Source organism: Rhizobium favelukesii (assembly GCF_000577275.2).
GTDB lineage: Bacteria > Pseudomonadota > Alphaproteobacteria > Rhizobiales > Rhizobiaceae > Rhizobium > Rhizobium favelukesii.
In genome coordinates, this window is sequence record NZ_HG916852.1 from 3,119,831 (window position 1) to 3,142,709 (window position 22,879).

26 protein-coding genes are annotated in these 22,879 nt (G+C 59.5%); 6 read left to right on the forward strand and 20 right to left on the reverse strand.

Annotated features, from left to right (window positions below):
• Window positions 1–4: 4 nt before the first annotated feature.
• Together ureE and LPU83_RS54045 are read right to left on the reverse strand one after the other, a co-directional pair.
• Window positions 5–481: an urease accessory protein UreE gene (gene ureE / locus LPU83_RS54040; protein ID WP_024315693.1), complete on the reverse strand. Its 477-nt coding sequence runs from the start codon at window positions 479–481 to the stop codon at window positions 5–7.
• Window positions 482–576: 95 nt separating this feature from the next.
• Window positions 577–1,425, reverse strand: coding sequence for a GGDEF domain-containing protein (locus LPU83_RS54045; RefSeq protein ID WP_024315692.1), 849 nt, complete (start codon window positions 1,423–1,425; stop codon window positions 577–579).
• A gap of 435 nt (window positions 1,426–1,860) precedes the next feature.
• Here LPU83_RS54045 and LPU83_RS54050 point away from each other — a divergent pair, with 435 nt between their 5' ends.
• A complete protein-coding gene (locus LPU83_RS54050; RefSeq protein WP_024315691.1) occupies window positions 1,861–2,796 on the forward strand; it encodes a HEPN domain-containing protein in 936 nt (311 codons plus the stop codon).
• Between the two features lie 258 nt (window positions 2,797–3,054).
• On the opposite strand, the gene LPU83_RS54055 is transcribed toward LPU83_RS54050, so the two are convergent.
• Window positions 3,055–3,591 (reverse strand): hypothetical protein, encoded by a 537-nt coding sequence (locus tag LPU83_RS54055; RefSeq protein ID WP_197901936.1) that lies wholly within the window; start codon window positions 3,589–3,591, stop codon window positions 3,055–3,057.
• Entirely contained in the window at window positions 3,533–3,877 is a 345-nt protein-coding gene (locus tag LPU83_RS54060; protein WP_197901937.1) for a helix-turn-helix domain-containing protein, read from the reverse strand. The genes LPU83_RS54055 and LPU83_RS54060 overlap by 59 nt, the downstream gene beginning before the upstream one ends.
• 275 nt (window positions 3,878–4,152) lie before the next feature.
• On the opposite strand from LPU83_RS54060, the gene LPU83_RS54065 reads away from it, so the two are divergent.
• The 3 genes from LPU83_RS54065 to LPU83_RS54075 all read left to right on the forward strand — a co-directional run bounded on the left by LPU83_RS54065 (window position 4,153) and on the right by LPU83_RS54075 (window position 5,587).
• Window positions 4,153–4,551 carry a hypothetical protein gene (locus LPU83_RS54065; RefSeq protein WP_024315689.1) on the forward strand — a complete coding sequence of 133 codons (399 nt, stop codon included), beginning with the start codon at window positions 4,153–4,155 and terminating at the stop codon, window positions 4,549–4,551.
• 164 nt (window positions 4,552–4,715) lie between these two features.
• A complete protein-coding gene (locus tag LPU83_RS54070) occupies window positions 4,716–5,045 on the forward strand; it encodes a hypothetical protein (RefSeq protein ID WP_141652564.1) in 330 nt (109 codons plus the stop codon).
• Window positions 5,046–5,248: 203 nt separating this feature from the next.
• Window positions 5,249–5,587, forward strand: a complete 339-nt coding sequence (locus LPU83_RS54075) for a DUF2147 domain-containing protein (RefSeq protein ID WP_024315687.1) — start codon at window positions 5,249–5,251, stop codon at window positions 5,585–5,587.
• A 44-nt stretch (window positions 5,588–5,631) separates the two neighbouring features.
• Here LPU83_RS54075 and LPU83_RS54080 read toward each other — a convergent pair whose 3' ends face one another.
• From LPU83_RS54080 to LPU83_RS54105, 6 genes are all read right to left on the reverse strand, one after another.
• A complete protein-coding gene (locus tag LPU83_RS54080) occupies window positions 5,632–6,993 on the reverse strand; it encodes a mechanosensitive ion channel family protein (RefSeq protein WP_157997362.1) in 1,362 nt (453 codons plus the stop codon).
• A 794-nt stretch (window positions 6,994–7,787) separates the two neighbouring features.
• Entirely contained in the window at window positions 7,788–8,273 is a 486-nt protein-coding gene (locus LPU83_RS54085; RefSeq protein WP_024315685.1) for an ion channel, read from the reverse strand.
• A gap of 96 nt (window positions 8,274–8,369) precedes the next feature.
• The gene (locus LPU83_RS54090) at window positions 8,370–9,065 is read right to left on the reverse strand and encodes a hypothetical protein (protein ID WP_024315684.1); all 696 of its coding nucleotides are present in this window, start codon (window positions 9,063–9,065) and stop codon (window positions 8,370–8,372) included.
• 29 nt (window positions 9,066–9,094) lie between these two features.
• On the reverse strand, window positions 9,095–9,664 hold the full coding sequence (locus LPU83_RS54095; protein WP_024315683.1) for an OmpA family protein: 570 nt from the start codon (window positions 9,662–9,664) through the stop codon (window positions 9,095–9,097).
• Between the two features lie 26 nt (window positions 9,665–9,690).
• Window positions 9,691–10,116, reverse strand: a complete 426-nt coding sequence (locus LPU83_RS54100) for a cysteine rich repeat-containing protein (RefSeq protein ID WP_024315682.1) — start codon at window positions 10,114–10,116, stop codon at window positions 9,691–9,693.
• A 120-nt stretch (window positions 10,117–10,236) separates the two neighbouring features.
• Window positions 10,237–10,506, reverse strand: coding sequence for a hypothetical protein (locus LPU83_RS54105; RefSeq protein ID WP_024315681.1), 270 nt, complete (start codon window positions 10,504–10,506; stop codon window positions 10,237–10,239).
• Window positions 10,507–10,900: 394 nt separating this feature from the next.
• Between LPU83_RS54105 and LPU83_RS54110 the strand changes: the two genes are divergently transcribed.
• A complete protein-coding gene (locus tag LPU83_RS54110) occupies window positions 10,901–12,718 on the forward strand; it encodes an adenylate cyclase (RefSeq protein WP_024315680.1) in 1,818 nt (605 codons plus the stop codon).
• A gap of 611 nt (window positions 12,719–13,329) precedes the next feature.
• The gene (locus LPU83_RS54115) at window positions 13,330–14,784 is read left to right on the forward strand and encodes a DUF1254 domain-containing protein (RefSeq protein ID WP_024315679.1); all 1,455 of its coding nucleotides are present in this window, start codon (window positions 13,330–13,332) and stop codon (window positions 14,782–14,784) included.
• Window positions 14,785–15,037: 253 nt separating this feature from the next.
• On the opposite strand, the gene ureC is transcribed toward LPU83_RS54115, so the two are convergent.
• The 10 genes from ureC to LPU83_RS54170 form a co-directional block, all read right to left on the reverse strand.
• Window positions 15,038–16,747, reverse strand: coding sequence for an urease subunit alpha (gene ureC, locus LPU83_RS54120; protein WP_024315678.1), 1,710 nt, complete (start codon window positions 16,745–16,747; stop codon window positions 15,038–15,040).
• Window positions 16,748–16,750: 3 nt separating this feature from the next.
• The gene (locus LPU83_RS54125; RefSeq protein ID WP_024315677.1) at window positions 16,751–17,374 is read right to left on the reverse strand and encodes an amidohydrolase family protein; all 624 of its coding nucleotides are present in this window, start codon (window positions 17,372–17,374) and stop codon (window positions 16,751–16,753) included.
• Window positions 17,375–17,390: 16 nt separating this feature from the next.
• A complete protein-coding gene (locus LPU83_RS54130; RefSeq protein ID WP_024315676.1) occupies window positions 17,391–17,801 on the reverse strand; it encodes a lysozyme inhibitor LprI family protein in 411 nt (136 codons plus the stop codon).
• 21 nt (window positions 17,802–17,822) lie between these two features.
• Window positions 17,823–18,128 carry an urease subunit beta gene (locus LPU83_RS54135; protein WP_024315675.1) on the reverse strand — a complete coding sequence of 102 codons (306 nt, stop codon included), beginning with the start codon at window positions 18,126–18,128 and terminating at the stop codon, window positions 17,823–17,825.
• Window positions 18,129–18,138: 10 nt separating this feature from the next.
• Entirely contained in the window at window positions 18,139–18,393 is a 255-nt protein-coding gene (locus LPU83_RS54140) for a DUF1272 domain-containing protein (protein ID WP_024315674.1), read from the reverse strand.
• A 10-nt stretch (window positions 18,394–18,403) separates the two neighbouring features.
• Entirely contained in the window at window positions 18,404–18,706 is a 303-nt protein-coding gene (locus LPU83_RS54145) for an urease subunit gamma (protein WP_024315673.1), read from the reverse strand.
• A gap of 133 nt (window positions 18,707–18,839) precedes the next feature.
• Window positions 18,840–19,661 carry an urease accessory protein UreD gene (locus LPU83_RS54150; RefSeq protein WP_024315672.1) on the reverse strand — a complete coding sequence of 274 codons (822 nt, stop codon included), beginning with the start codon at window positions 19,659–19,661 and terminating at the stop codon, window positions 18,840–18,842.
• A 516-nt stretch (window positions 19,662–20,177) separates the two neighbouring features.
• Complete coding sequence (locus LPU83_RS54160) at window positions 20,178–21,149, reverse strand: 2-hydroxyacid dehydrogenase (RefSeq protein WP_024315671.1); 972 nt, start codon at window positions 21,147–21,149, stop codon at window positions 20,178–20,180.
• Between the two features lie 127 nt (window positions 21,150–21,276).
• The gene (locus tag LPU83_RS54165; RefSeq protein ID WP_024315670.1) at window positions 21,277–22,401 is read right to left on the reverse strand and encodes a branched-chain amino acid ABC transporter substrate-binding protein; all 1,125 of its coding nucleotides are present in this window, start codon (window positions 22,399–22,401) and stop codon (window positions 21,277–21,279) included.
• Between the two features lie 119 nt (window positions 22,402–22,520).
• The gene (locus LPU83_RS54170; protein ID WP_024315669.1) at window positions 22,521–22,874 is read right to left on the reverse strand and encodes a DUF6867 family protein; all 354 of its coding nucleotides are present in this window, start codon (window positions 22,872–22,874) and stop codon (window positions 22,521–22,523) included.
• Window positions 22,875–22,879: the final 5 nt, after the last annotated feature.

Below are 22,879 nucleotides of genomic sequence, written 5' to 3' on the forward strand. Positions count from 1 at the left end.
TCGCTCAATCGTGCGAGTGATGGGCATGATCATTACCGTGCGCGTGTGCGTGGGAATGGTACGCGCCGCGGGCGGGCTGAAACGGCTCGGCAACCTCCCGGACCGTCGCACCAAGCCCTTCGAGCATGGAGCGGATCACATGATCCCGCAGGATGAGGATGCGGTCTTCCTCGATCTGTGCGCCGAGATGTCGATTGCCGAGGTGCCATGCGAGTTCGATCAGGTGCAGGCGGTCCCTGCCCTTGACCTCGAAGAGCTTCTCTTCGGCCGCCACGATCTCGATGAGTTCGCCGTCATCGAGAACCAGCATATCGCCACTTGCAAAAAGCACCGGCTCCTTGAGGTCGAGCATGACCATCTCGCCGGTTTCGAGATGGAGCAGCTTGCGCCGCAAATGCCGCAGATCGTGCGGCAGAACCACTTTTCCGATCGGGGTGGAGGAGGGTGTGCCGGCAGGCAGGTAGGAAGTAACGCGTTGCATGACGTGTCCAATTCGCTTGAGACTGCGACCATGCAAAATCGCCCCGCGCGATGCAAGAAGGAATGCGGCCGGAAGGGTATGCTGCCCGACTTTCCTCAGGCCAGTCGCGCTTCGTCACAATCCGCGCTCATCGCGCGCGCAGCTGCAGCGTCCTGCGGCAGATGCCTGCGCCAACCCGGATGCAGTCCCTCGTTCTCATGCACGACACGGTTTCGACCGAGCGCCTTTGCCAGATAGAGCGTCTTGTCAGCGGCTGAATAGGCTCCCGCCTTGCCCCGTCCCCCACCAAGTTCGGCAATGCCGGCGGAAACCGTTATGGCGACCACGCAATTGTCGGCGGCAATGGGCTTTTCCGCCAAGCGTGCGCAGACCGACTGCACTTTCTCAATCCGCTGCGCCTGCGAACCACCGACGACGATCGCGCCGAACTCTTCGCCGCCCAGCCTCGCCGCGACGGAGCGCCCGTCGAAGGCGGCGGCGAGAATAGCGGACACAGCGACGATCACGGCATCGCCGCAGGCATGGCCGAAACGATCATTGATGGCCTTGAACCGATCAACGTCGAAGATGGCAAGGCAGGCGTCCCCGTCGGCCCGCTCCAATGCCTCGGTGAAGGCACGCCGGTTAAGGAGACCTGAGAGTACATCGGTACGGCTCAGCTGCTCGAACTCCGCGCGCGAGACGCTGAGTTGGTGCATCGCGTGACCCGCCACCGACAACACACTGGAAACAGCCCCGCCAATCAGCCACGACAGCACCACGCCATAGACCACACCATCGGCGAGCGGCACGGGCAGCACCCCCATCCAGTCGAGCGGCGGCAATATGAGGAGGATCACGACCGACGACAGCGTCACCGCGAGGAAGCTCATCTTGCGAGCGAACACGTAAATTGTGTGGCGATCCTGAAAATCGCCAAGCTCCGCCTGGAGTGAAATTCTCATGCGAATCGACCTTCTTGCCCACCGCCAAGCCCATTGCTTAGAGGCCAACTGCTGCCGAGTTCTTAAGTGAATTGTTAAGATTTGAACGAGTTTAGTGAATTGATCGACGGCGGGAAAATGCCCGAAAACGCGACGTTTTCAATGATGAATCGCGCTGCGAGCGCTGGAATTCAAGCAATTGATTTTACAATACTTTTCCAACGACGGTGCTGCGATTGTCCGATTGCGGACAGGACGCCCCAAGGTGGAACACGTCAAAACGTCAATAGCCTCATCAACTGCATCAGTCGAGAGCGACGCGCCTCCCAGATGGCGCCTGGATACGGATAGGGGGCGCAATACGAATGTATCGTGCACTGAGCGCATCCTTGGATTGTGCGCATGGAAAGAATCCCGTAAAAGGATTTAGTGTGCAATCATGATGGAACCGCTACGATGGACGCGATTCTGACTGAAGGCTTTGATGCGGCTTTGACCCTGACCGACCATATCGAGCACCTGCCGGACAGGAAGCGGCGCGAACTGGCGCGCATCATCGAGATCCTGTTTGCCGAGGTCGAAGCCTTCCAGGCAAGCAAGCTGTCGGCCAAGCGCAATGCCGGCAGGATCCTGATGGTCCTCCTCTATGGATCTTACGCCCGCGGTGACTGGGTCGAGGATCACTTGAGCGGCTATCGCTCCGACTACGATCTGTTGATCGTCGTCAACAGCAAGACCTTCGCGGAGGAGCAGGAACTCTGGGAAGGCATCGAGGAGCGGCTGTTGAAGGAGCAGATCGCTCATCACATCGAAACACCGGTCGTGCCGATCGTCCACACGCTGGCTGATGTCAACGACCAGCTTTCCCGCGGTCGCCCCTTCTTCGTCGACATCGCCAGGGACGGCATCGTCCTCTACGAAGAGCCCGGCCATCCGCTGGCGCAACCGAAGCCGCTGACGGCGGAGGACGCCAATACGGAAGCGAAAGCTAATTTTGATCAGTGGTTCCCTGATGCCGTCGAATTTTTCGGCATCGCAGAATATTGCGGGGGACGGGGCAACTACAAACTGGCGGCCTTCAATCTGCATCAATCGACAGAACGGCTATATCATTGCCTGCTGCAGTCCCTGACCCTTTACAGCCCCAAATCCCATCGTCTGAAGGTTCTTCGCTCTCAAGCCGAAGGGCTGGATATCAGGTTGGTTGAGGCGTGGCCGCGCGACAGCCGGTTTTCACGACGCTGTTTCGAGTTGCTCTCGCGGGCCTATGTGGAAGCGCGATATTCGTCGAAATACACAATCACCAACGAGGAGCTCGCCTGGTTGGTCGAGCGCGTGAAGGTGCTGCAGGATCTCGTAAAGGCAGTTTGCATGGAGCGGCTTTCGTTGTAGCCGCGAATGGGCGCCTTGGGATCCCATCAGGGGTGAGTAGCGGCCTGCACCGTGGCAGAGTGAGGTCGCTAGAAAACTCTCTGGAGGCCAATCATGCCGATGACAGCAGATCAATCTCACGCGCAGACCGCTACTCACCCCTGATGTGAAGGGATACGAACTGCAACCAATATCTGTTTTTCTCAAGGCGCTGAAAACCAGCTATCTGCGCGCAACACCACCATTCCTTTTATCGCAGGGAAAAATCGTCGCGGTTGCTCATTCGGTCAGGATTCCCCGGCCTTTCGCTTCTTTGGGCGGCTGGTGCAGCGCGATCGGTTCCGCCGGATAGACCTGCTGGAACCGGCAGTGGGTCTGGCACCAGGCGGCGGCCGGTGGGGACAGCCAGCCGGTCATTTCCAACATGCTGTCGTAGCGCTTCGGCAGGTTCCACATGATGACCGGCTCGTGATGGGCGATGAGATTCCGCAGGCTGCGGATTTGCGCCAGCGGGCCGGAGAAATCCTTTCTTCGCAACCCCTTTCCGTCCGGCTTGCGGCCGATCTTGTGCAGGGTTGTCTGCCACAGCGTTTCATAGTCCTTGCCGAACATCGCAGTCCAGAAGCTGAATGTCAGGGCGGCGACGATCCGGCCGGGCGTCGGCTCCTTTTTGCCTTCCTCAATATCCTGGATGGCCTTGGCGAGCTGTTCGGGCTGCCATCCACCGAGCAGCAATCCCTCCTCGTGAAACCAGCTTTCATTGATAGCTTCGGTCATGATGGCATCGGTGCGGTTCCGCAGCGCCACTTCCAGCATCTGGAGCGGCGTAGATATTGCTGTTCCAGTCCACGGCAGCCGTCTTGCGCATTTCGCGCCTGATATAGCCAGCCCTCTCCAGGGCGCGCATATTGTTCTGGATAGTCTTCTCCGTGACATCCATACGATTCGCCAATTCCTTCTTGGCCGGAAACGGCTTGCGCGTCGGCTCGTGCCAGTAATCCAGGAGCTGGATGATGATGTTCATCTGCATCGCATTGATGCCAAGACGGCGCTGCGCCTGGATCAGGATAGAGGGGATGCCGGCGTAACCGTGGCTATACACGGCCTTGACCCAGATGCGCTCCGTTGAGGAAGGCTACTTGGCTGCGGGCTTGGGAAAGTTGATGGCTTCTGCATCGGTAGTCGTGGCGCTCATGGTTATTCCGGGTCGCGCTGACGTTCCTCTTCCCCAAGTAAACATATCTTCCGAGACAGCGGCCGCTCACCCGTAGCATACGGTAACATACTATCTGCATCGGAGCCTTCGCTGCCATGGTGTGTGCGATCTCGCTGCGAAGAGAGCGAGAACCGATCTCGAAACACAAGGGACACAAGCGAATGAAAGTCCTCAAGAGCACCGCCCACCTGCTTGCGGCAATCTCGGTTCTGATGCTGGTCTCCGTACCGATCCTCGGTCCGTCACCGGCCGAAGCAGGACGGGCGGCGGCGTGCGGCCCGAGAGGCTGTGCTGCGGCCGGATGCGGGCCAAGCGGTTGCGCAGCCGGAGCCGTCCGACGTCCTCCCGGTTATCGTCCGGTACCGCACCGCGGCGTGGTCGTCGTCGCACCGCATCGCTACTGGAGGCCGGGCGGTGCGATTGCCGCGGGTGCTGCGATCGGCTTCGTTGCCGGGGCGACGGCGGCCTCGATCGCCGGAACGCCACCCAAGCCCGGCTATTGCTGGTACTACACGACTCCAGCCAAGACGACCGGCTTCTGGGACGTGTGCCCCTCGTAATACAGCCAGATCGAGAAAATCCTATGACGACTTCGCGGGCGCGATATTCGTGGCTGCTGACGACACAGCCGATTGGCTCTGCATCCTTGCTGAGCCAATGCTATCCCCTGTACTCCCGAATGCTGGATGATCCAGGGCATGTGCAGGTATACGCCGATACGCCTATGGTTTCGGTTATTGGGCTCAGCATAGCACTGGTGCAATTCGCGCACTGGTATCGGGCATTCAAGGTTCCCGTGCCGTTCAGGGACGCTAACGTTGTCCTTGGTCAGCTTGTCCTGTTCGCCAGCCGCCTCACCTTCATCATCGCCAGTGCGCTGTTTTCCTTGGTGCTATTTCGACATCTGCCGGAAGCCGATTTTGGACAGCCCTGGGCCTATGTCTGGCGCGGCCTTCTCCTCCTGGCGGTCTTGTTTTCCGTTTTCTGTTTCACCACCGAATTGGAGCGCCTCGGGGTGGCGTTTCGCGGACAGGAGAAAACAACAGGCGATTGATTCGGTTCGAATCGCTGCGACGGACGTGGCGCGCGCCACCGTCAGCCGTGGCTGGGCCGGTCGCGCAGGCTTGGCCGCCAAGAATATGGCGGCGGCCGAGGCTCGCTCATCGAGCACCGTCCGCAACAGAACATACCAGATGTTACGGGCTTTCGCCGGCGCCACCGTGTAGTTGTTGAGCGCAGTCACGTGAAGGAGAAGTCATGAAGCGCCTACTCATAGCCATCGCGGCATTTGCGGCAATTGCCAACATCGCATATGCACAAGATCCGATTGTTGGAAACTGGAGGACCGAGCTTGGAGATACCGCCGAAATCGCTTCCTGCGGCAGCGGCTATTGTATCACCCTGAAATCGGGCAAGCACGCCGGCAAGCAGATCGGCACCTTCGGAGGTAGGGACGGCAGTTACGAAGGCAAGATCACCGATCCGGGTGCCAACAAGACCTATAACGGCTCCGTGACTGTCTCAGGTAACGCGCTAAAGCTGAAGGGGTGCGTGTTGAAGGTCGTGTGTGAAGCGCAAACGTGGCCTCGCCTCTGAGAAGAAAGCCTGGGTGTCCGCCGCCGTTGCCAGCGACGGTCCCCTTATTGTGACCGGTTGACCTGCACCATCGGCTGGGCGAAATCGATGTCATTTTCGCCAAATGTCTGCATCAGCAATGTGTATGCTTTTCTTCGGATCGAAGTCTGTTCGCCTAGCTTGCAGGTGAACCCTACAGCGACTTCGATGCCGTACTCGCCGATTTTCTCGACGCCGGTCAGCTTGAGCGGCTTTATGAAAGATGACTTGAATTCCGGATCCGCCTCGAGCTCGACGCCGATATCCTTGATGAGTTTGCTCACTTTATCCAGGTCCGTTTTGAAGGGGATATGGAAGCGAAATTTGTCGACTGCCCAGTCACGGCTCGAATTTTTGATTGCGCCAAGCGTGCCGAAAGGCACCGTAAATATTGGTCCTTGATAATGCCGCAGTCGTACAGATCGTAGGCTAAACGACTCGACGACACCGGCGTAGCTTCCCGCCTCAATGTATTCCCCGACTCGGAACGCATCGTCCAGTAGATAAAAAACGCCGCTGACAATGTCTTTGACGAGAGTCTGCGAGCCAAATCCAAGAGCAACACCCACCACCCCTGCTCCGGCGATAAGCGGGCCGATCTGCACACCCATCTGTGAGAGAACAGTGAGAACGGCCACAGAAAGCAGCCCGGCGGCCAGCGTGTTGCGGAAAACCGGGAGCAAGGTGCGAATCCGGCTTTGGCGCGCCATCTCGTTCGAGTCGAGCGCTCCTTCGTCGCCGTAATCGCTGAGCTTGCGGGCGATGTATGCGTTGCCGAGTTGCCAGATTAAGTCGAATACAAGCAGAATAACAACGCTATTGAATACGCCGGCAACGATCGACTGAGCCAGAGCCAGGTGATCGCCTAACGGCTGAAAATTTTCGTGCCAAACGAAGGCGATCCAATCCGCTGCCGCGATGACGATAACAGCTCTCGCCACCCGAACAAGCATGACGGCTTTCAGCTCCCTCGTGCCATTGCTGTTCCAGTGAGAAGCCGCGAACGCCGAGGTCAGCTTGTCAGCGACTGACAGCGCGCGTGGCACAACGACAATCATGATACCGATCCAAAACAATCCTACGAAGCCACAGCACCAAAGTAGCCAGAGCGAGATCGCAGCACCAATCCTTATTGCGCGAGGCGCTCGGCCCACTGCGGAATTGCCATCACTTCGAGGCGCGCGGCCTATTGTATCGATCACGATCAGGAGAAAGACTGTCGAAAATATAAGGGCACTCAGCGAACGGACGTTCGATGCGACGCCGAGCCTCTCGCCAATAGCCGAAAATGCCAATGCCGCCGTCAGCACAGCGACGAGCAGTCGGACGCGAGGATAGACCCTAGCCATCGATGTGGATGCGGCCATCGCGAGCCGGTAGAGCGCCATTGCTCCCTGGAAGGCCACTGTCGCCAGAAGCGAGTAGAGAACGACCAACCGCACAAGCGGCGGCCAGGCGACGAGCAGATACAATAGCGCAGCCGTAGCCGTGAATATCAACAGTGGCATAATCTCGGTGTGGACTCGCTTCAGCAGAGGGTTGGCTGGGAACATGTATGGCGCCGAACGACGAATGGATCGGCCCCCGCCAATGGCTGCGATGATCCCGAGCAACAGTATTCCAGGCGCAAGGCCACTGTCGCGCGCCTCTTGCCAAACCGGACGCGATACGCGGTAGAGTTCGTTGCCAAATAGCGGCACGGCGGAAAGCAGTCCGTCGAGGCGGGTGCGTGATCGGGTCTCCAATTCGTCGATCACCCGCACGGCTTCTGTAGGCGCGGCTTCCGCAGCCACAACTTGCCTTTGCGCCAACCATGTCTTCACGTCCGCGTCTTCGAGAAGGCGAAGCAGTTCGGTGATCTTTGGCGGCTCAGCAGGGGTCGTCGCAAGCGCAAAGGCCCCCAACGGAGAACTGCTCCACAAACAAAGGCACAGGTTGAGTAGCAGAATGCGAATGGTGAACATTTAGCCTCGCGCGGCCAACTGGCGCCTTGGTGTAAATCGTTGGGATGAATCGTGATGAATTTCCGTGCCCTCTGGAAAGGAGCCGATGCTTGCCGCCTTATCTTATCCGGACCGGTCGGATCCAACGATGCGGCCCAGAGGGTTCGAAGCAAAGCAGATACGAGCAACCTGTATTTCGGCCTATATGCATCCGAAATGCTAGGTCTGGCCCATGCTCATCATTGAGGACCATCGTCAGAATGCGCGCGCTTTGCTCGCAACATATCGAATCTTCCAACGTCGGTCATGATGTTGACCAGAACACTGCCAGTCCATCCGAAGGTGAATAACCCCGACATGCCGATGATCGGTCCGAGCAGACGCCATCGATCTGGCAGAGTGACGTTGCCTTCCCCGAGCGTCGTGTAGCTCTCCAAAACGAAATAGTAGCTGTCGCGCATCGAGGGGATGATTGAACGCGCATAAAGAGGAACCGACCAGATCAGCGTCTCTGCAAAATGCAGGATTGCCAAGGCAGCGATCGTCACTGCGAGCACGAGATTCAGGCGCCAGTGCCCTCTGGCGCTCGTGACATGCATCCACGATTTGCTGAATTTCCAACTGATGGCCCGGATGCCCACGCCGTGCACGAATATCACCACGATCAGAATGACAGTGCCGACACATATCTCCAGAACCGGGTTTGGAGCCGATAGCAGATCCACAAGTGACATCCTCGGTAGTCTGGCCGCAGGTGTGGAAGGCTTCTCTCGAGCCTCCCACTGGTCTGTCTCCAGCGCAAATGGTGCGGTTGCGTCGCGCTAGTAACAAGGTGGATAGGGGTAGTATCCGCATGCTGGAGGCGGGTAGTAGGGCCGATTGGCGGCGACCGCGGCTGCGCCGACCGCAGCACCCGCAACCACGCCCGCGCCGTAATAGGCGCCAGGATGTGCGTACCAGCCGCCACGCCAGACGGGGGCGCGAAAACCAGCGCCCCCGACGGCGACGCCCCCGTAAGGACCACGTGCCGCAAACCAGTCGATGAACAGTGATGCCGGCCCATCCGCTCCGGCGAGATCACCTTCGAGCACAGCCACGTCGAAGGTCAGATTCTCGCCCTCGAGCTTCGGCATCTTCAGGACGACCACGGCGTCGGCGATGGAATCTCCCTTGGCGCTCAAGACCGAAATCGTCGCATTGGGAGGGTCTTTGGCGAAACTGTCTGCCCCCTCGCCCCACTGCTTGATGAACTCTGCGGTCAGGACATGCCCCGCAGAACGCACCGGGCGGTCGGCGAACACAATGGAATTTGCTGAGATGCCGCTCATCGTCAGCTTGCCGTTCTCCAGCTTTGCACCTACGGAGTTGAGCACGGCAAGCGACGGCACCATTTTGGACTTGGTTGCGCCGATGGTCTTCTGCGCGGGGGCCGAGATGGCGTCTTGCGCGCCGACCGGTGAGGTGAAAGCGAGGCTCGCGGCGACCGCGATGATGCAGGTGTGAGAGATCCTAAGCACTATTTGTCCTCCGGTGGGCCACGAGGCCTCTACTTCAAAAGTCCAAGATTGATCAGTTGAACGCGCCTGTTATCGGCAGCCTCCGGGTGGCCGGCGTCGATCGGCCATTCTTCGCCCGCGCCAACGGAAAAGAGGCGATCGGGTGAAATTGCGAACGTCGTCGCCAGCGCCTCGTTGATCGCGTCGGCGCGTTTCTGGCTGAGCTCGAGGTTGTGTCTGGCCGATCCCGTCGCGCTGGAATGCCCGACGATAAGGAACTTGTAGCGGAACAGATCCGGGTGATGCAGTGCATCTGCGATCAGGCCGACGGTGCGGTAGGATTTCGGCTCGATGGCGGTGGAGTTGTTTTCGAAATCGATCTCGACGATCAGCTGCGAAAGCTCTGCGAGCTTGCTCCAGTTGGGGAGTGCTGCAACGCCCTTCCCGACGTTGGCGTTTGCCTCCTCCACGAGCAGGGCGACGTCGACGGCAGGGGCTGCCGACCTGACCTGTCCCAGCGTGCTCATGATCTGACTGTTGTCGAGCTGTTGAGCGGACGCGATGCAGGGAGCCAGCAGCAGGCCGAGTGCGAGTGAGACGCTAAGGCGACGAACGAACATTTTCTTTTCCCCGGTTCGGATCAAGTTCAACGCCATCCAGCGTCGGTGATTGCCTGGTTGCATGCCTTGCTGTCGACGCGTTTGGTTTCGACGAGGCAGGAAAGGATATTCCCGTCGCCCTTCACGCTGTTGCAGTATTGAGAGACATCATGCTGGCAGACCTTGAACACCGACGCCTGCGCTTCCCGGCGCTGGGCGATCGATGTGAGCACGCTGCCAAGCGTCGAAGTGCAGGTCGGCGAAACCTTTGCGGCATTTTTCTCAAGGCAGGCCTGGATCCGGCCCTGCCCAAGGTTCTCGCCATTGCAGAACTTCTTGATGTCGTTTCCGCAATCCTTGGCAAGAACTGTCACCGCATCGGCGTAGCTGATTGTGTCCGCCCAACTAGTCGCCGCTAAAGTGAGGAAGGCGGCTAGCGCCGCTCCTCCAAAGACGCCAATTCTCTTCGACATAGTGTATCCCATCCTGGAGCGATTGATCGGAGAAGGTGTTTCCGGAGACATCCGTCGCGCGTCGGGATCAGAAAGGGAAGTATGTTACGGTAACAAACGATAGCAACACTGGTAGCTTCGTCACTGTCGAGGTCGGGTGAACGGTACGACATGAGCTTGGTCCAGGGCCTGCTCGATCTCGATCTGAAGGCTGCCGACGAGCTCGGTGTACTCGCCGATACGTTCGTCGCGGTCTGGGCCGGATGACCGTTCCCATTCCAGTTTCTCGCTGCTGGCAGTGGCGAAGTCGTCGCACAGGTCGCGAAACCCCTCGCTCCGCGCGGCGAGCTCTTCGATCGCCTTGGCGCGCGGTTTGAAATACGCCTTGGCGAATTCGACACCCTTTTCCATCTGATCCATCCCTATGCCGCCTACAGCAGGCGACCGCCCTTAACCGTACGCTGCCGCAGCAAACCTTCATGCCACCAGGCAAACTCAAAAAGGCGGAGCCCGCTTGCCGGAACCTGCGCCGCAGTCGATCCGTAGTCAGAACAGGTACTCGCGCAAGGGCACCGGCCACAGTGACCTGTGATCTTGGAAGCGCAAGTATGACACCGTAACATACGGCGTATGACGACCGTGGGCTCTTGTCACGATCGCCTGCTAGAATAGGAACAAGCACGGGGGGCAATAGATACGGCGCGAGTCTTGCTCGTGGACGACGCATAATTTCTGCGTTAGGTTTTATTTTGCAGTTGCAATAAAAGTTCTGGTAGCATCCCTCAAGAGCGGGTGAGGAGAAAGCATGGAGAATGAGATGCAGGAGCGGCGCGGTCATGCGCCGTCGCCCACGCGCGCGCCCCCGAACGCCGATGATATTCGCGCTCAGCTCGCGCGCATTCTCAGCAGCGAAGAATTTCCACAAGTGGGTCGCAGCGTTTCGTTTCTGGTTTATGTGACCGAAGAAGCGCTTGCCGGCCGCAGTGATCGGATCAAGGGCTACAGCATTGCCATCGAGGTCTTCAAGCGCCCAGAGGGGTTCACGCAGGATGATCCTGTCGTCCGGATCGAGGCCGGGCGGCTGCGTCGCGCCCTCGAGCGTTACTATCTGGTCGCAGGACAGGACGATCCTGTCAGGATAGAAATTCCAAAAGGCGGCTACGCTCCATCGTTCACATGGAGGGCGTCTGCGGATTCCGCAGGTAGCAATGAAAAACCGTCAGTCAATGCGTCTGGATGGCGGTTCTTCCTGTCAGTGCGAAGCATTGTGCCGATGGCCGTTGGAGCAGCATTGGCGATTGGTGTCGTCACGATGGGGTTGGTATTATCTGCGCATATAACTGTGCAACCGAAGAGTTCGCCAGCGATCGACGGCCCTACCCTGGTGATCGCGCCATTCGTCAGCTTCAGGAACGACCCTCAGGCTGCACTCTACGCAACAGGTCTGACTGAGGAGTTATTGACTGCCCTCCCCCGCTTCAAGGAGATCAAGGTCTTCGGTCGTGAGACGTCGAAATCCCTGCCACCTGAGACGGAGGCGGCACTGGTCCGTGATGAACTCGGTGCCCGGTTTCTTCTCAAGGGTGCCGTTCGCGTTTCCGGCAATGCTGTTCGCGTTACGGCGCGACTGCTTGACACCGACACCAACGAGATCCTTTGGTCCCAGACCTATGACGACAAAATTCAGACGCGCGATATGTTCGCCATCCAATCGGACGTTGCAAACAAGGTTGCGACGGCGGTAGCGCAACCATACGGAATCATCGCGCGGGCCATCGTTGCCAAGCCTCCGCCGAGCGATCTCGGGAGCTATGGTTGCACCCTTCCCTTCTATGCCTACCGTGCTGAGCTAAGCGCCATTCGGCATGCCGAGGTGCGAGAGTGTCTCGAGAGCGCGGTCGCCCGCTTTCCAACCTTCGCGACAGCCTGGGCGATGCTCTCCATCATCTATCTGGACGAGGACCGTTTCAAGTTCAATCCGAGCAACGACGCATCGTCGCCGCTAGATCGCAGCCTACAGGCGGCCCGCCGTGCCGTTCAACTCGATCCCGGCAACGCCCGAGCCCAGCAGGCACTCATGACCGCGCTGTTCTTCATGCAGAATGTACCGGAGGCTCTCCGTGTCGGCGAACAGGCGCTATTGACCACCCCGAATGATACCGAATTGCTTGGCGAGTTCGGAACCCGTGTTGCAATGAGTGGAGCGTGGCAGCGTGGAGCAGAGTTACTGGATCAAGCCATTGCCCTCAACCCGGGTGGCGGCGGCTACTATCATGGAACCCGTGCGCTCGCCGCCTACATGCTGCACGACGACAAGACCGCAGTCATTGAGATCAGGCAGGCGGACCTCCAGAAGTTTCCTCTCTTCCACGCCGTTGCCGCCATCATCTACGCCGATGCGGGGATGATGGAGGACGCGCGTCGGGAAGCCGCTCGTTTCAACGAGATGCGCCCGGATTTCATCCGCAACATCGTCGCTGAACTCAGATCCCGTAATATCCAACCTGACGATCGGGCAAGAATGATTACCGATATCAGAAAGGCGGGATTGCCAGCCGAGGACGAAGTGCGGTCGACCATGCTGGCGCCGACCGATGGCTCTGTTGAAGTTTGGCCACGCTAAAGACTTGTCGAACGCGTTCCGGGGACAGTTGGGGCACAGAGCATACGCGATGTTACGGGCGCTTTCTGCCTTCCGACTGTAGTCATTAGCGGTCCTGGACGACTTCACAAGTCGTTGAGCGGGCTCGCTGATTTCGCTGGCAAAGGCAACCGTAACGTAGAGGTCGGTCGGCCTTATTCCCCGTGGAATAGCGAGACCAACCGGGGCGGTAGTTTCCCCCGGCGGCTCGGAGCGGCTCGTTTACGGGGGTATGTTACAGTAACGTACTTGCCAACGATCACAATTGCCAAGACGTTCTCAACGCGGGGGCTTACCAATCCTTCGTCGCGCATCTTGGCCCATCAATTTTTAGGCGTGAGATGAACTGAGGGCCTAACTTGGCGTCTACCTTGCCGCGACCCTTCACCAGTAGGGCGTTACTCGTGCCCGGAGCTCGATCGGCGCACCTTAATCGAGCTCCGCTGATAGCAACAAATTGCACTGCAAGGGAAGTGTCATGGAGAGCCAAAAGGCGACATCAAGCGGGGGTTGGGGACCATCCGCAGTCGCGTAACCTTCTCCTATCACTTATGCCCGTCGCTTGACGGCTGCGAACCAAAAGGATTTTCCAGATGCTTACAAAACGTGATCTGCTCCGATCTGCAGCGATGGCCGCACTCGTCGCGACGACGGCGAAGGCCGACCTGACCTCCCCCCTGGTCATTGATCAGAACAACGCCGAATGGCCCAGGCTGTTGGAGGCCAAGGACATCGCTGAGGAAGGCTTCATCTACGGCTTACCGCTCGTGATGAACTATGCGGTCATGCAGGAGTATGCCGTAGACAAGAACTCGGGGCAGTTCAAAGCGCCGTTCAACGAAATTTATAATATGCATCACGTCGCTACCCCAGCTGACACGGCAATCATCACGCCAAACAGCGACACCCCATATTCGATCCTCTGGCTGGATCTGCGCGCCGAGCCGATGGTGATATCGGTGCCGGCGATCGAAAAGGAACGCTACTACTCGGTCCAGTTCATCGACGGCAACACCTACAATTTTGGCTACATCGGCACGCGCGCCACAGGGAGCGAGCCGGGCGACTATCTGGTGGTCGGACCCGATTGGAAGGGTGAAACGCCAACCGGGATCGAGAAGGTCTTCCGGTCCACGACGCCCTTCACACTCGCTGCTTTCCGTACCCAACTCTTCAACGCCGACGACATGCCGAACGTCGAGAAAGCTCAGGCCGGCTACAAGGCGCAGCCGCTTTCTGCGTTCCTGAAACAACCCGCTCCACCCGCCGCACCCAAGATCGAGTTCGTTCCTGCCACCACCGCCGGGATCAAGGATAACTTCTTCCAGTATCTCGACGCAGCCCTGCAATTCGTCCCCGAGACGCCGAAGGACAAGGCGATCCGTGCAAAACTTGCGAAGATTGGCATCGGTCCGGGAAAGACCTTCGCGTTCAAGGATCTATCGCTCGAACACAAAGCCGAAATCCTGGTGGCGATGAAGCAGGGTAATGACAAGGTCGACAAATGGTTGGCCAGCGGCAACAAGAGCATCAACGGCTGGAACGTCGGCTCGTTCTTTGGCGACGAGGCCTTCTACAACGGCGATTGGGCGATGCGGGCCGGCGCCGCCAAAGGGGGTATCTATGGCAACGATGCCGTCGAAGCGATGTACCCCTATACCCGAACGGACGCCACCGGTGAGCCGCTCGACGGCAGCAAGCACAAGTACACCATCACCTTCCCACCCGGCCAGTTGCCGCCGGTGAATGCGTTTTGGTCCGTTACAATGTACGACGGCAAGAGCCAGCTCCTGGTCAAGAACCCGATCAAACGCTACCTCATCAACTCGCCGATGTTGCCGGCGATGAAAAAGGGTACGGACGGCTCGTTGACGCTGTACATTCAAAAGGACAGCCCCGGTGCGGACAAGGAAGCAAATTGGCTGCCGGCGCCTGACGACAAGATCTATCTCGTGATGCGCCTGTACTGGCCGAAGACCAAGGCGCCGTCGATCCTGCCGGCCGGCAAAGGCAGCTGGCAACCCCCAGGTATCATTGTGGCCCGATAGTTTTCCCGTTCTGATGAAAATAGCGCTTCCGGCATCGTGTCGGAGCGCTCGTGGACCGGAGGATCGGCGACATTCCCCCTAAACGGTCGAACGGATTTGGAGCATCATGACACTCTTTGTGGATCCCCAAATTCCGGCGTGGCCGCCTATCGAAGCGAAATCCAGCACACGTCATCGGGCTCAATGCCGCAGTACGAAGAACAGCGCGACGTGAGGAGCGACCGGCGCCTTTGCACCGGCCGCGCCGGATCAATCAAAACAGGAAGTACCGCTGCGCCATCGGCAGCACGGTCGCCGGCTCGCAGGTCAGCAATTCACCGTCGGCGCGCACTTCATAGGTTTCTGGATCCACCTCGATCTGCGGTGTCAAATTGTTGTGGATCATCGACGCTTTGGAGATGCCGCCGCGGGTGTTCTTGACCGCGATGAGCTCCTTGGCAACGCCAAGACGTCGCTTGAGGCCGGCATCGAGTGAAGCCTGCGAGACGAAGGTGACGGACGAACTGGTGCGCAGCTTGCCATAGGCAGCGAACATCGGTCGGTAGTGCATCGGCTGCGGTGTCGGGATCGAGGCATTCGGATCGCCCATTGGTGCCGCAGCGATCGAGCCGCCGAGCAGCACCATCTCCGGCTTGACGCCGAAGAAGGCCGGGTTCCACAAGACGAGGTCGGCGCGCTTGCCGACTTCGACCGAGCCGATCTCATGGCTGAGGCCCTGGGCGATCGCCGGATTGATCGTGTATTTGGCAATGTACCGACGGACGCGGAAATTGTCGTTCTCGCCCTTCTCTTCCTTGAGCCGGCCGCGCTGACGCTTCATCTTGTCAGCCGTCTGCCAGGTGCGGATCGCCACTTCGCCGACGCGGCCCATCGCCTGGCTGTCGGACGAGATGATCGAGAACGCACCGATATCGTGGAGAATGTCTTCCGCGGCGATCGTTTCCTTGCGGATGCGGCTTTCGGCGAAAGCGATATCTTCCGGGATTGACGGCGACAGGTGATGGCAGACCATCAGCATGTCGAGATGCTCGGCGATGGTGTTGACCGTATAGGGACGCGTCGGGTTGGTGGACGACGGAATGACGTTCGACTGGCCGCAGATCTTGATGATGTCAGGCGCATGGCCGCCGCCGGCGCCCTCGGTGTGGAAGGCGTGAATCGTGCGGCCCTTGATGGCGCCGATCGTGTCCTCGACGAAGCCGCTCTCGTTCAGCGTGTCGGTATGGATCATCACCTGAATGTCGTATTCGTCGGCCACCGAAAGGCAGCAGTCGATTGCGGCAGGCGTCGTGCCCCAGTCCTCATGCAGCTTCAGCGACGAAGCGCCGGCCAGGACCATTTCCTCAAGTGCAGCAGGCAGCGAGGCATTGCCCTTGCCGGCAAGCGCGAGGTTCATCGGGAAACCGTCGAAGCTCTCGATCATCCGCTCGATATGCCAGGCGCCTGTACAGGTCGTGGCGAGCGTGCCATGTGCCGGGCCGGTGCCGCCGCCCAGCATACACGTGACGCCTGACATCAGTGCCTCCTCTATCTGCTGCGGGCAGATGTAGTGGATATGTGCATCCATGCCGCCGGCCGTGATGATCTTTCCTTCGCCGGCAATGGCCTCGGTCGACGGGCCGACGATGATGTTGACGCCAGGCTGCGTATCCGGATTGCCCGCCTTGCCGATCGCCGCGATACGGCCGTCCTTGAGGCCGATATCCGCCTTCACGATGCCGGTGTGGTCGATGATGACCACGTTGGTGATGACGGTATCGACTGCGCCATTGGCGCGCGTCACCTGGCTCTGCCCCATGCCGTCGCGGATCACCTTGCCGCCGCCGAACTTCACCTCTTCGCCGTAGGTCGTGAAATCCTTCTCGATCTCGATAAAGAGCTCCGTATCGGCAAGGCGCACCTTGTCGCCGGTGGTCGGACCGAACATGCCGGCATAAGCAGCGCGGGAAATCTTATAAGGCATATGTCAGGCTCCTTGGGAGGAAGAAAGAGACGGTTCAACTGCGTAGCGCACCAGCCGGCCATTGGCGATATAGCTGTCGACGAGTTGCCTTTCGGCGACGAAGGGATGCCCTTCCCAGCCCGCATGGCCGAAGCCGGCAAGACCGATTTCGGCATCCGGAAAGCGACGGAAGGTTTCGGCAATCGCGATAAGCCCGGTGCTCGGCACGACGTAAGGCTCGGGGTGGAACGCGGTCAGCGCCTCGTCCACCGCTTCATGAATCACTTTCTCAACGACCACATGCCGTTTGCCCGCTTCCTCGCAGAAGGCTTTGAACTTGCTCGTATAATCGTCGCAGAAGTCGTCGAGCTCGGGATGGGAAACGGCCAATGGCGCCCGCATGGCGGAAAATTTTTCAGGATCGCGCACGCACCAGATCTCGGAGGCCTCCACGACGCACGGCAGCACCCGCCAGCTCGCCGCCTCCGTCATCGCCTTGCCCGGCCTGCCCGTATTGCAGACGGCAACGGCATCTGTCCGGCCAGGGCTTGCGGCATAGGACCGGCACTCATTGAAGCGGATGACAAAGCCCGCAGCGGCGATCGCCGCGCGTCCCTCCTTGCTCACGTCACCATTGCCGACGATCATGATCCTCTGTCCCACGTCAGTTGCCCAATGCGTCCGAGAGCTCTTTCAGCTCCTTCGTGCGCTTGTCCGTCAGGTTGGCGAGGCAGCCCGCAACCAGCATCGGCTCCATCGACCCGCCTCGCGCTTGAAAGCCCTCGGCTTGGCATTCGGCGTCGCGGTAGGAGATCCAGGCCCGCTGCGCGGTAAGCAAGGCCTTCTCTGCGCCGCGGTCCTTCTCTTCCAAGTTCGTGTCGACGTCCGCCGTCTGCGCGCGCGTCTTCTTCCATTGCTCGTTCAGCGCCTTGTCTGCCGTGTCGTAGCGATCCTGCTCGCAGCTTGTCATCTCCATCTGCGTCTGCGGGTTCTTGCAGTCCGTCTGCTGCGCAAACGCTCCCGAAGCGGCAGCCATACCGCCCGCCAGCGCCAGCAGGCCGATCGTCCAATGCATCTCTTTCCTCCCGGATTTTCGTCAGAGCTTGCCCATGACGAGCTGGCGGAAGCCGTAGACCTCGCGCTTGCCCGAGAGCGGGATCAGCGTCACCGAGCGCGTCTGACCAGGCTCGAAGCGGACGGCCGTTCCGGCCGGAATGTCGAGACGCATGCCTTGCGCTTTCTCCCTGTCGAAGGAGAGACCGGCATTGGTTTCCGCGAAATGATAATGGCTGCCGACCTGTACCGGGCGGTCGCCGGTGTTGGCGACGTCAAGCGTCACGGTCGGCGCGCCGACGTTCAGCTCGATCTCGCCACTTGCAGTGATGATTTCTCCTGGGATCATGTTTTTCTCCTCACGCGGCCTTGACGGGCGCACAACCCTCGGCCTTCAGGACACGTTTTGTCGATGCCGGGTGCTTGGCGAGCATCGCGGCCGGCCGAACCGGGCGACGCACGAGGTCCCCGCCGCAATTCGGGCAGGCGCCACCGAGACCATCAGCGACGCAATCGGCGCAGAACGTGCATTCGAAGGTGCAGATCATCGCCTCGGCGCTGTCGGGCGGCAGATCCTTGTCGCAGCATTCGCAGTTGGGTCGCAGTTCGAGCATTGCCGCCTCCTCAGCGGATCGGTTCGTGCACCGTCACAAGCTTCGTTCCATCCGGGAACGTCGCTTCGACCTGCACGTCATGGATCATCTCGGCAACGCCTTCCATCACCTGATGACGACCGATGACATGGGCACCGGCCTCCATCAGCTCGGCGACGGGCCGTCCGTCTCGAGCTCCTTCGACGACGAAATCGGTGATGAGCGCGATCGCCTCCGGATGGTTGAGCTTAACGCCCCGCTCCAGCCGCCGCCGCGCGACCATCGCCGCCATCGAAATCAACAGCTTGTCTTTTTCTCTCGGTGTGAGGTTCATCGTGCATCCATCTGCTTGAACAAAGCATGATGCCGAAAGGTGTGAAGCGGTTTTCGGACAACATCATGCTCTACTTCTTTAATTGAGAACGGGATTCAGATTTCAGGTCGAAACGACCGGAAATCATCTGGCTCTAGAGATTCCAGACTTTCGGTACCGGCGCTCCATTGCGCAAGGTCGAAATGATCGGGATCAGGATTTTTCTCAAGGCGAAGCCATCCGGCGCCGAGAGGCGCACGACGAGCTTGCCGGCCCAACTGCTGGCACCACCCATATGTCCTTCGAGCAAGGGACGCGCGGCGCTGAGATAGGCGTCCGCGAGCGGCCCGACATAGAGGACCGTCGCGAAGGCAACCTTGCCGCCGAGCACCGCATCGGCCCGGGTTAGCAAGGCAACGTCGCCCATGAGCTGGAGGTCCTCCGCGTGGCAGAGCTTGCCCCCCTTGCGGATGCGCCAGCGGTCACGGAAAAGCCCGGTTTCGACGGCCTCCCCCATCGCCTTGCGGCCGAGCAGGATCGCCTCGACGGCAAGGAACTCCGAATCGTCCTCAAGGTCGACGTCGAGCCGGCGAAACAGCGACGAGCGATCGAACAGAATGGTTTCCTGCGGCAACCAATCCACCCGCGCCTTGGCGCCAACAGAAATGGTCGTGTTGACCTCGGCCGTAGCTGACGATGCCTTGTAGATTTTTTCGCAGGCCTGTGTGGTGACATCGATGCGCGTGTCGGGACCGGCATCGATGCTCCAGTTCATCCGGTCGCCGCCCGTCAGGCCACCTGCCGTATTGATGATGACGGCTTCCATGGAGGAATCGAACGTATCCGGCAGGCGAATCTTCGCCGCCCCTTCCTGATAGAGCTCTCGCAGCCGCGTGCGACCGTCGAGCGCCTTTGCAGCCAGATGCCCGCGCCCCTCGGCCCTCTGCGGTCTCGTGGCTGCCGCGGCGTTCGTCATTCCATCCCCTTCCAGCGCCTCGCCGCTTATTGCGGCCGTTCTCATTGATGTCTCTAAACGATTACAAGCAATTCCTGTGCCGTGCCGACCCGGAGTGTGGCTGGCCACATAAGGCAAGCTCCCCTTGGCGCGCTGCCGGCAAAAGCGGCATTTGCCTAATGGACCAGCACGATCTCAAACCGTAAGACAACGGCGCGCCGCCAGCACGATCTTGTCGCGATCCATGATGTAGACCTAGTCCAAAAACCGAGAGACTGCTCGACCAGCAGGGTCGCCATGACGGTGCTGTCGCGCGCATAGCTGATCGCCAAGAGTTCGGAGGAAGTTGCATTGATCCGCACAGCGACAGGGCGCGATATTGCCCGGATCGTCGAGATACGGGCCAACGTTTACGAAACCATTCTATCCGTTCCCTCCAAGGTCACACTTGACGGTCTCCGTTGACCACCGCGACGGCAAATTGCTTTTTGAGCTGAAGCTCCAGCCCGACGGCAGTTCGCCAGGCGTGGCCGAGACTCAGGCAACGCGATCCGGTGGCGATCTGCCTTCAAAGAAGGCGGTGATGTTGTCGACGACCTTCATCCCCATGGCTGTGCGCGTTTCCTCCGTTGCACTACCGAGATGTGGCAGCAAAACGACGTTGTTCATGGCTTTCAGTGCATCCGGTACATGCGGCTCGGCCTCATACACGTCGAGCCCCGCACCGCGAATGACACCGTTCTTCAACGCATTGGTCAGCGCTGCCTCGTCGACGACATCGCCGCGAGCCGTATTGATCAGGAACGCGCCCGGCTTCATCGCGGCAAGCCGCGCAGCATTCATCAGGTGCCGGTTCTCTGCTCCACCGGGGCAATGCAAGGACACGAAATCGGACAGCGCCAACACGTCCTCGACCGTCGGCAATTGCCGCGCGCCGTAGCGCGCCGCTTCCGCCTGTTCGACCGGCGACCTGTTGTAGAAGACCACCTCCATCCCGAAGCCGAAGTGGCAGCGCTGTGCAAACGCCTTGCCGATGCGTCCAAAGCCGATGATGCCGACGGTCTTGCCGGTAACCTTCGTCCCGATCATGTGCGTCGGGCACCAACCGCCCCACTCACCGGCACGCACCTGGCGCTCGCCCTCACCGCCGCGTCGGGCGACCGTCAGAAGCAGCAGCATGGCGATATCAGCCGTGCAGTCGGTCAGCACACCGGGGGTGTTCGTCACGACGATACCGCGGTCCTTGGCGGCGTTGATATCGATATGATTGTAGCCGACCCCAAAATTGCCGAGTATGCGCGCGCGCGGCATCGCCACGTCAAAAACGCTCGCCGGCAACTTGTCGGAGACGGTCGGCAAAACAGCGTCATAGTCTCCGATCGCCTTGTTAAGCGCCTCCACACTCATCGCCGCATCGTCGAGATTGAATGTTGCATCAAACCGTTCCGAAAGAATGCGCTCGACGGCTGACGGCCACTGGCGCGTGACGAGAATGCGTGGCTTGGACATGGCGAGTTGTTCCGGATGCTGTGATTGGCTTCCTAGCCAGTAGCGCAAAAAGCGCGAGGGGCCAAACGCAAGAAGCCCGGTCTTGCGACCGGGCTTCCTGAAACCGCACCAAAGTGGGGATGAACCCTTACTTGGCGTCCTGCGGGAAGTAGCTATACTTGCCGTCCGGACCCTTCTTCCACTCGTACATGATGTAGCCTGGAAGCTTCGGGTCGCCCTTTTCGTCGAACGACATGTCGCCGAGAACGGTCGGGAACGGGCCCTTTGCCTTCATTGCAGCAGCAACAGCTTCAGCATCGTTCGAACCGGCAGCCTTTGCTCCACCAGCGATCGACTGCAACGCGGCGTAGGAGTAAAGCGTGTAAGCTTCCGGGTTGAAGCCCGCAGCCTTGAACTTCGCCACGAGGTCCTTGTTGGCCGGGTTCAGCGTCGGATCAGGACCGAAGGTGTTCAGCGTACCGGCAACAGCGTCACCAGCGATCGATGCCAGTTCGTTCGAAACGATACCGTCACCGGAAACGAGCGTCGCCTTCAGGCCCTGGTCGGCAGCCTGGCGGATGATCAGACCAGCTTCGGTGTGGAGACCACCCCAGTAGATGATCGTGACGCCGGCTTCCTTCATCTTGGCGATCAGGGCCGAGAAGTCCTTGTCACCGACGTTGATGCCTTCGTAGAGGACTTCGGTCGTGCCAGCAGCGTTCAGAGACTTCTTGGTTTCGTCAGCCAGACCCTGGCCGTAAGGCGTCTTGTCGTGGATGACGGCGATCTTGGCGTCCTTAAAGTGGTCGGCAAGATACTTGCCGGCGATTGCGCCCTGCTGGTCGTCACGACCGCAGGTACGGAACGTGTTCCAGAGGCCACGCTCGGTGAACTTCGGGTTCGTAGCGGCCGGGGTGATTTCGAGCATGCCGTTTTCAGCGTAAACTTCGGAAGCCGGGATCGAAACGCCCGAGTTGAAGTGGCCGATAACGAACTTGACGCCGTCAGCAGCAAACTTGTTCGCAACCGAAATGCCCTGCTTCGGGTCGGAGACGTCGTCGCCGAGTACGACCTTGATCTGCTCGCCGTTGATGCCGCCCGCAGCGTTGATGTCAGCAGCGGCCTGCTCTGCGCCCTTCTGGAGCTGAGCGCCGAATGCAGCGTTCGGGCCGGTCAGCGGACCAGCAACGCCAACGATGATGTCGGCCCATGCGTTGCCGCTGAAGGCGACCATCGCCGTCAGAGCTACAGCCGACAGGAGAGACTTTTTCATTCTATTACTCCCAATTTTCTAGCGGGTTCCGTTCCACTACCCAGCGCATTACCCACTTTACTGCGCCAGGAAACTTGTTCCACTCCGAGGGGCAATCTGTCCCTAGATTCAACCGGCTGTCAATGTTTTGCCTTCCAGGAGAAGGGGGACGTCTTTTCGTATAGCCAGTAGTAGTTATTGACCATCTGGTTGGTCCGGCGATAGCGATAGCCGGCCGTCGAGAAGATCGAAAGAAGGACCAGGTCGATCACGTAGTAAAAGACGCTGAGAACCGGTCCATTAAACAGCGCATGATGCAGGAACTGCATCGCTCCAGCGAGAAGCACGGTGTAAGCGATGACCAACGGATAGTCGCTCCAGCTGTCAGCCGCGGCCTTGCCTGCCCGCCACGCAGTCCAAAATCCGATCAGCACGACGAAAAGCCGAATGGCGCTGCGCACGCCTGTATCGCCTTCAAAGAAAAGTCCCTGCATATCAA

What these genes read in the sequence shown, in the direction of transcription:
- LPU83_RS54100 (WP_024315682.1), bottom strand. Translation starts at nt 10,116, where the DNA reads ATGTCGAAGAGAATTGGCGTCTTTGGAGGAGCGGCGCTAGCCGCCTTC.
- LPU83_RS54125 (WP_024315677.1), bottom strand. Translation starts at nt 17,374, where the DNA reads ATGATCGTCGGCAATGGTGACGTGAGCAAGGAGGGACGCGCGGCGATC.
- LPU83_RS54075 (WP_024315687.1), top strand. Translation starts at nt 5,249, where the DNA reads ATGAAGCGCCTACTCATAGCCATCGCGGCATTTGCGGCAATTGCCAAC.
- LPU83_RS54080 (WP_157997362.1), bottom strand. Translation starts at nt 6,993, where the DNA reads ATGGCGCTCTACCGGCTCGCGATGGCCGCATCCACATCGATGGCTAGG.
- LPU83_RS54095 (WP_024315683.1), bottom strand. Translation starts at nt 9,664, where the DNA reads ATGTTCGTTCGTCGCCTTAGCGTCTCACTCGCACTCGGCCTGCTGCTG.
- LPU83_RS54165 (WP_024315670.1), bottom strand. Translation starts at nt 22,401, where the DNA reads ATGAAAAAGTCTCTCCTGTCGGCTGTAGCTCTGACGGCGATGGTCGCC.
- LPU83_RS54110 (WP_024315680.1), top strand. Translation starts at nt 10,901, where the DNA reads ATGGAGAATGAGATGCAGGAGCGGCGCGGTCATGCGCCGTCGCCCACG.
- LPU83_RS54050 (WP_024315691.1), top strand. Translation starts at nt 1,861, where the DNA reads ATGGACGCGATTCTGACTGAAGGCTTTGATGCGGCTTTGACCCTGACC.
- ureE (WP_024315693.1), bottom strand. Translation starts at nt 481, where the DNA reads ATGCAACGCGTTACTTCCTACCTGCCTGCCGGCACACCCTCCTCCACC.
- LPU83_RS54065 (WP_024315689.1), top strand. Translation starts at nt 4,153, where the DNA reads ATGAAAGTCCTCAAGAGCACCGCCCACCTGCTTGCGGCAATCTCGGTT.
- LPU83_RS54130 (WP_024315676.1), bottom strand. Translation starts at nt 17,801, where the DNA reads ATGCATTGGACGATCGGCCTGCTGGCGCTGGCGGGCGGTATGGCTGCC.
- LPU83_RS54070 (WP_141652564.1), top strand. Translation starts at nt 4,716, where the DNA reads ATGGTTTCGGTTATTGGGCTCAGCATAGCACTGGTGCAATTCGCGCAC.
- LPU83_RS54105 (WP_024315681.1), bottom strand. Translation starts at nt 10,506, where the DNA reads ATGGAAAAGGGTGTCGAATTCGCCAAGGCGTATTTCAAACCGCGCGCC.
- LPU83_RS54145 (WP_024315673.1), bottom strand. Translation starts at nt 18,706, where the DNA reads ATGAACCTCACACCGAGAGAAAAAGACAAGCTGTTGATTTCGATGGCG.
- LPU83_RS54170 (WP_024315669.1), bottom strand. Translation starts at nt 22,874, where the DNA reads ATGCAGGGACTTTTCTTTGAAGGCGATACAGGCGTGCGCAGCGCCATT.
- LPU83_RS54150 (WP_024315672.1), bottom strand. Translation starts at nt 19,661, where the DNA reads ATGACGAACGCCGCGGCAGCCACGAGACCGCAGAGGGCCGAGGGGCGC.
- ureC (WP_024315678.1), bottom strand. Translation starts at nt 16,747, where the DNA reads ATGCCTTATAAGATTTCCCGCGCTGCTTATGCCGGCATGTTCGGTCCG.
- LPU83_RS54045 (WP_024315692.1), bottom strand. Translation starts at nt 1,425, where the DNA reads ATGAGAATTTCACTCCAGGCGGAGCTTGGCGATTTTCAGGATCGCCAC.
- LPU83_RS54140 (WP_024315674.1), bottom strand. Translation starts at nt 18,393, where the DNA reads ATGCTCGAACTGCGACCCAACTGCGAATGCTGCGACAAGGATCTGCCG.
- LPU83_RS54160 (WP_024315671.1), bottom strand. Translation starts at nt 21,149, where the DNA reads ATGTCCAAGCCACGCATTCTCGTCACGCGCCAGTGGCCGTCAGCCGTC.
- LPU83_RS54055 (WP_197901936.1), bottom strand. Translation starts at nt 3,591, where the DNA reads ATGCTGGAAGTGGCGCTGCGGAACCGCACCGATGCCATCATGACCGAA.
- LPU83_RS54115 (WP_024315679.1), top strand. Translation starts at nt 13,330, where the DNA reads ATGCTTACAAAACGTGATCTGCTCCGATCTGCAGCGATGGCCGCACTC.
- LPU83_RS54135 (WP_024315675.1), bottom strand. Translation starts at nt 18,128, where the DNA reads ATGATCCCAGGAGAAATCATCACTGCAAGTGGCGAGATCGAGCTGAAC.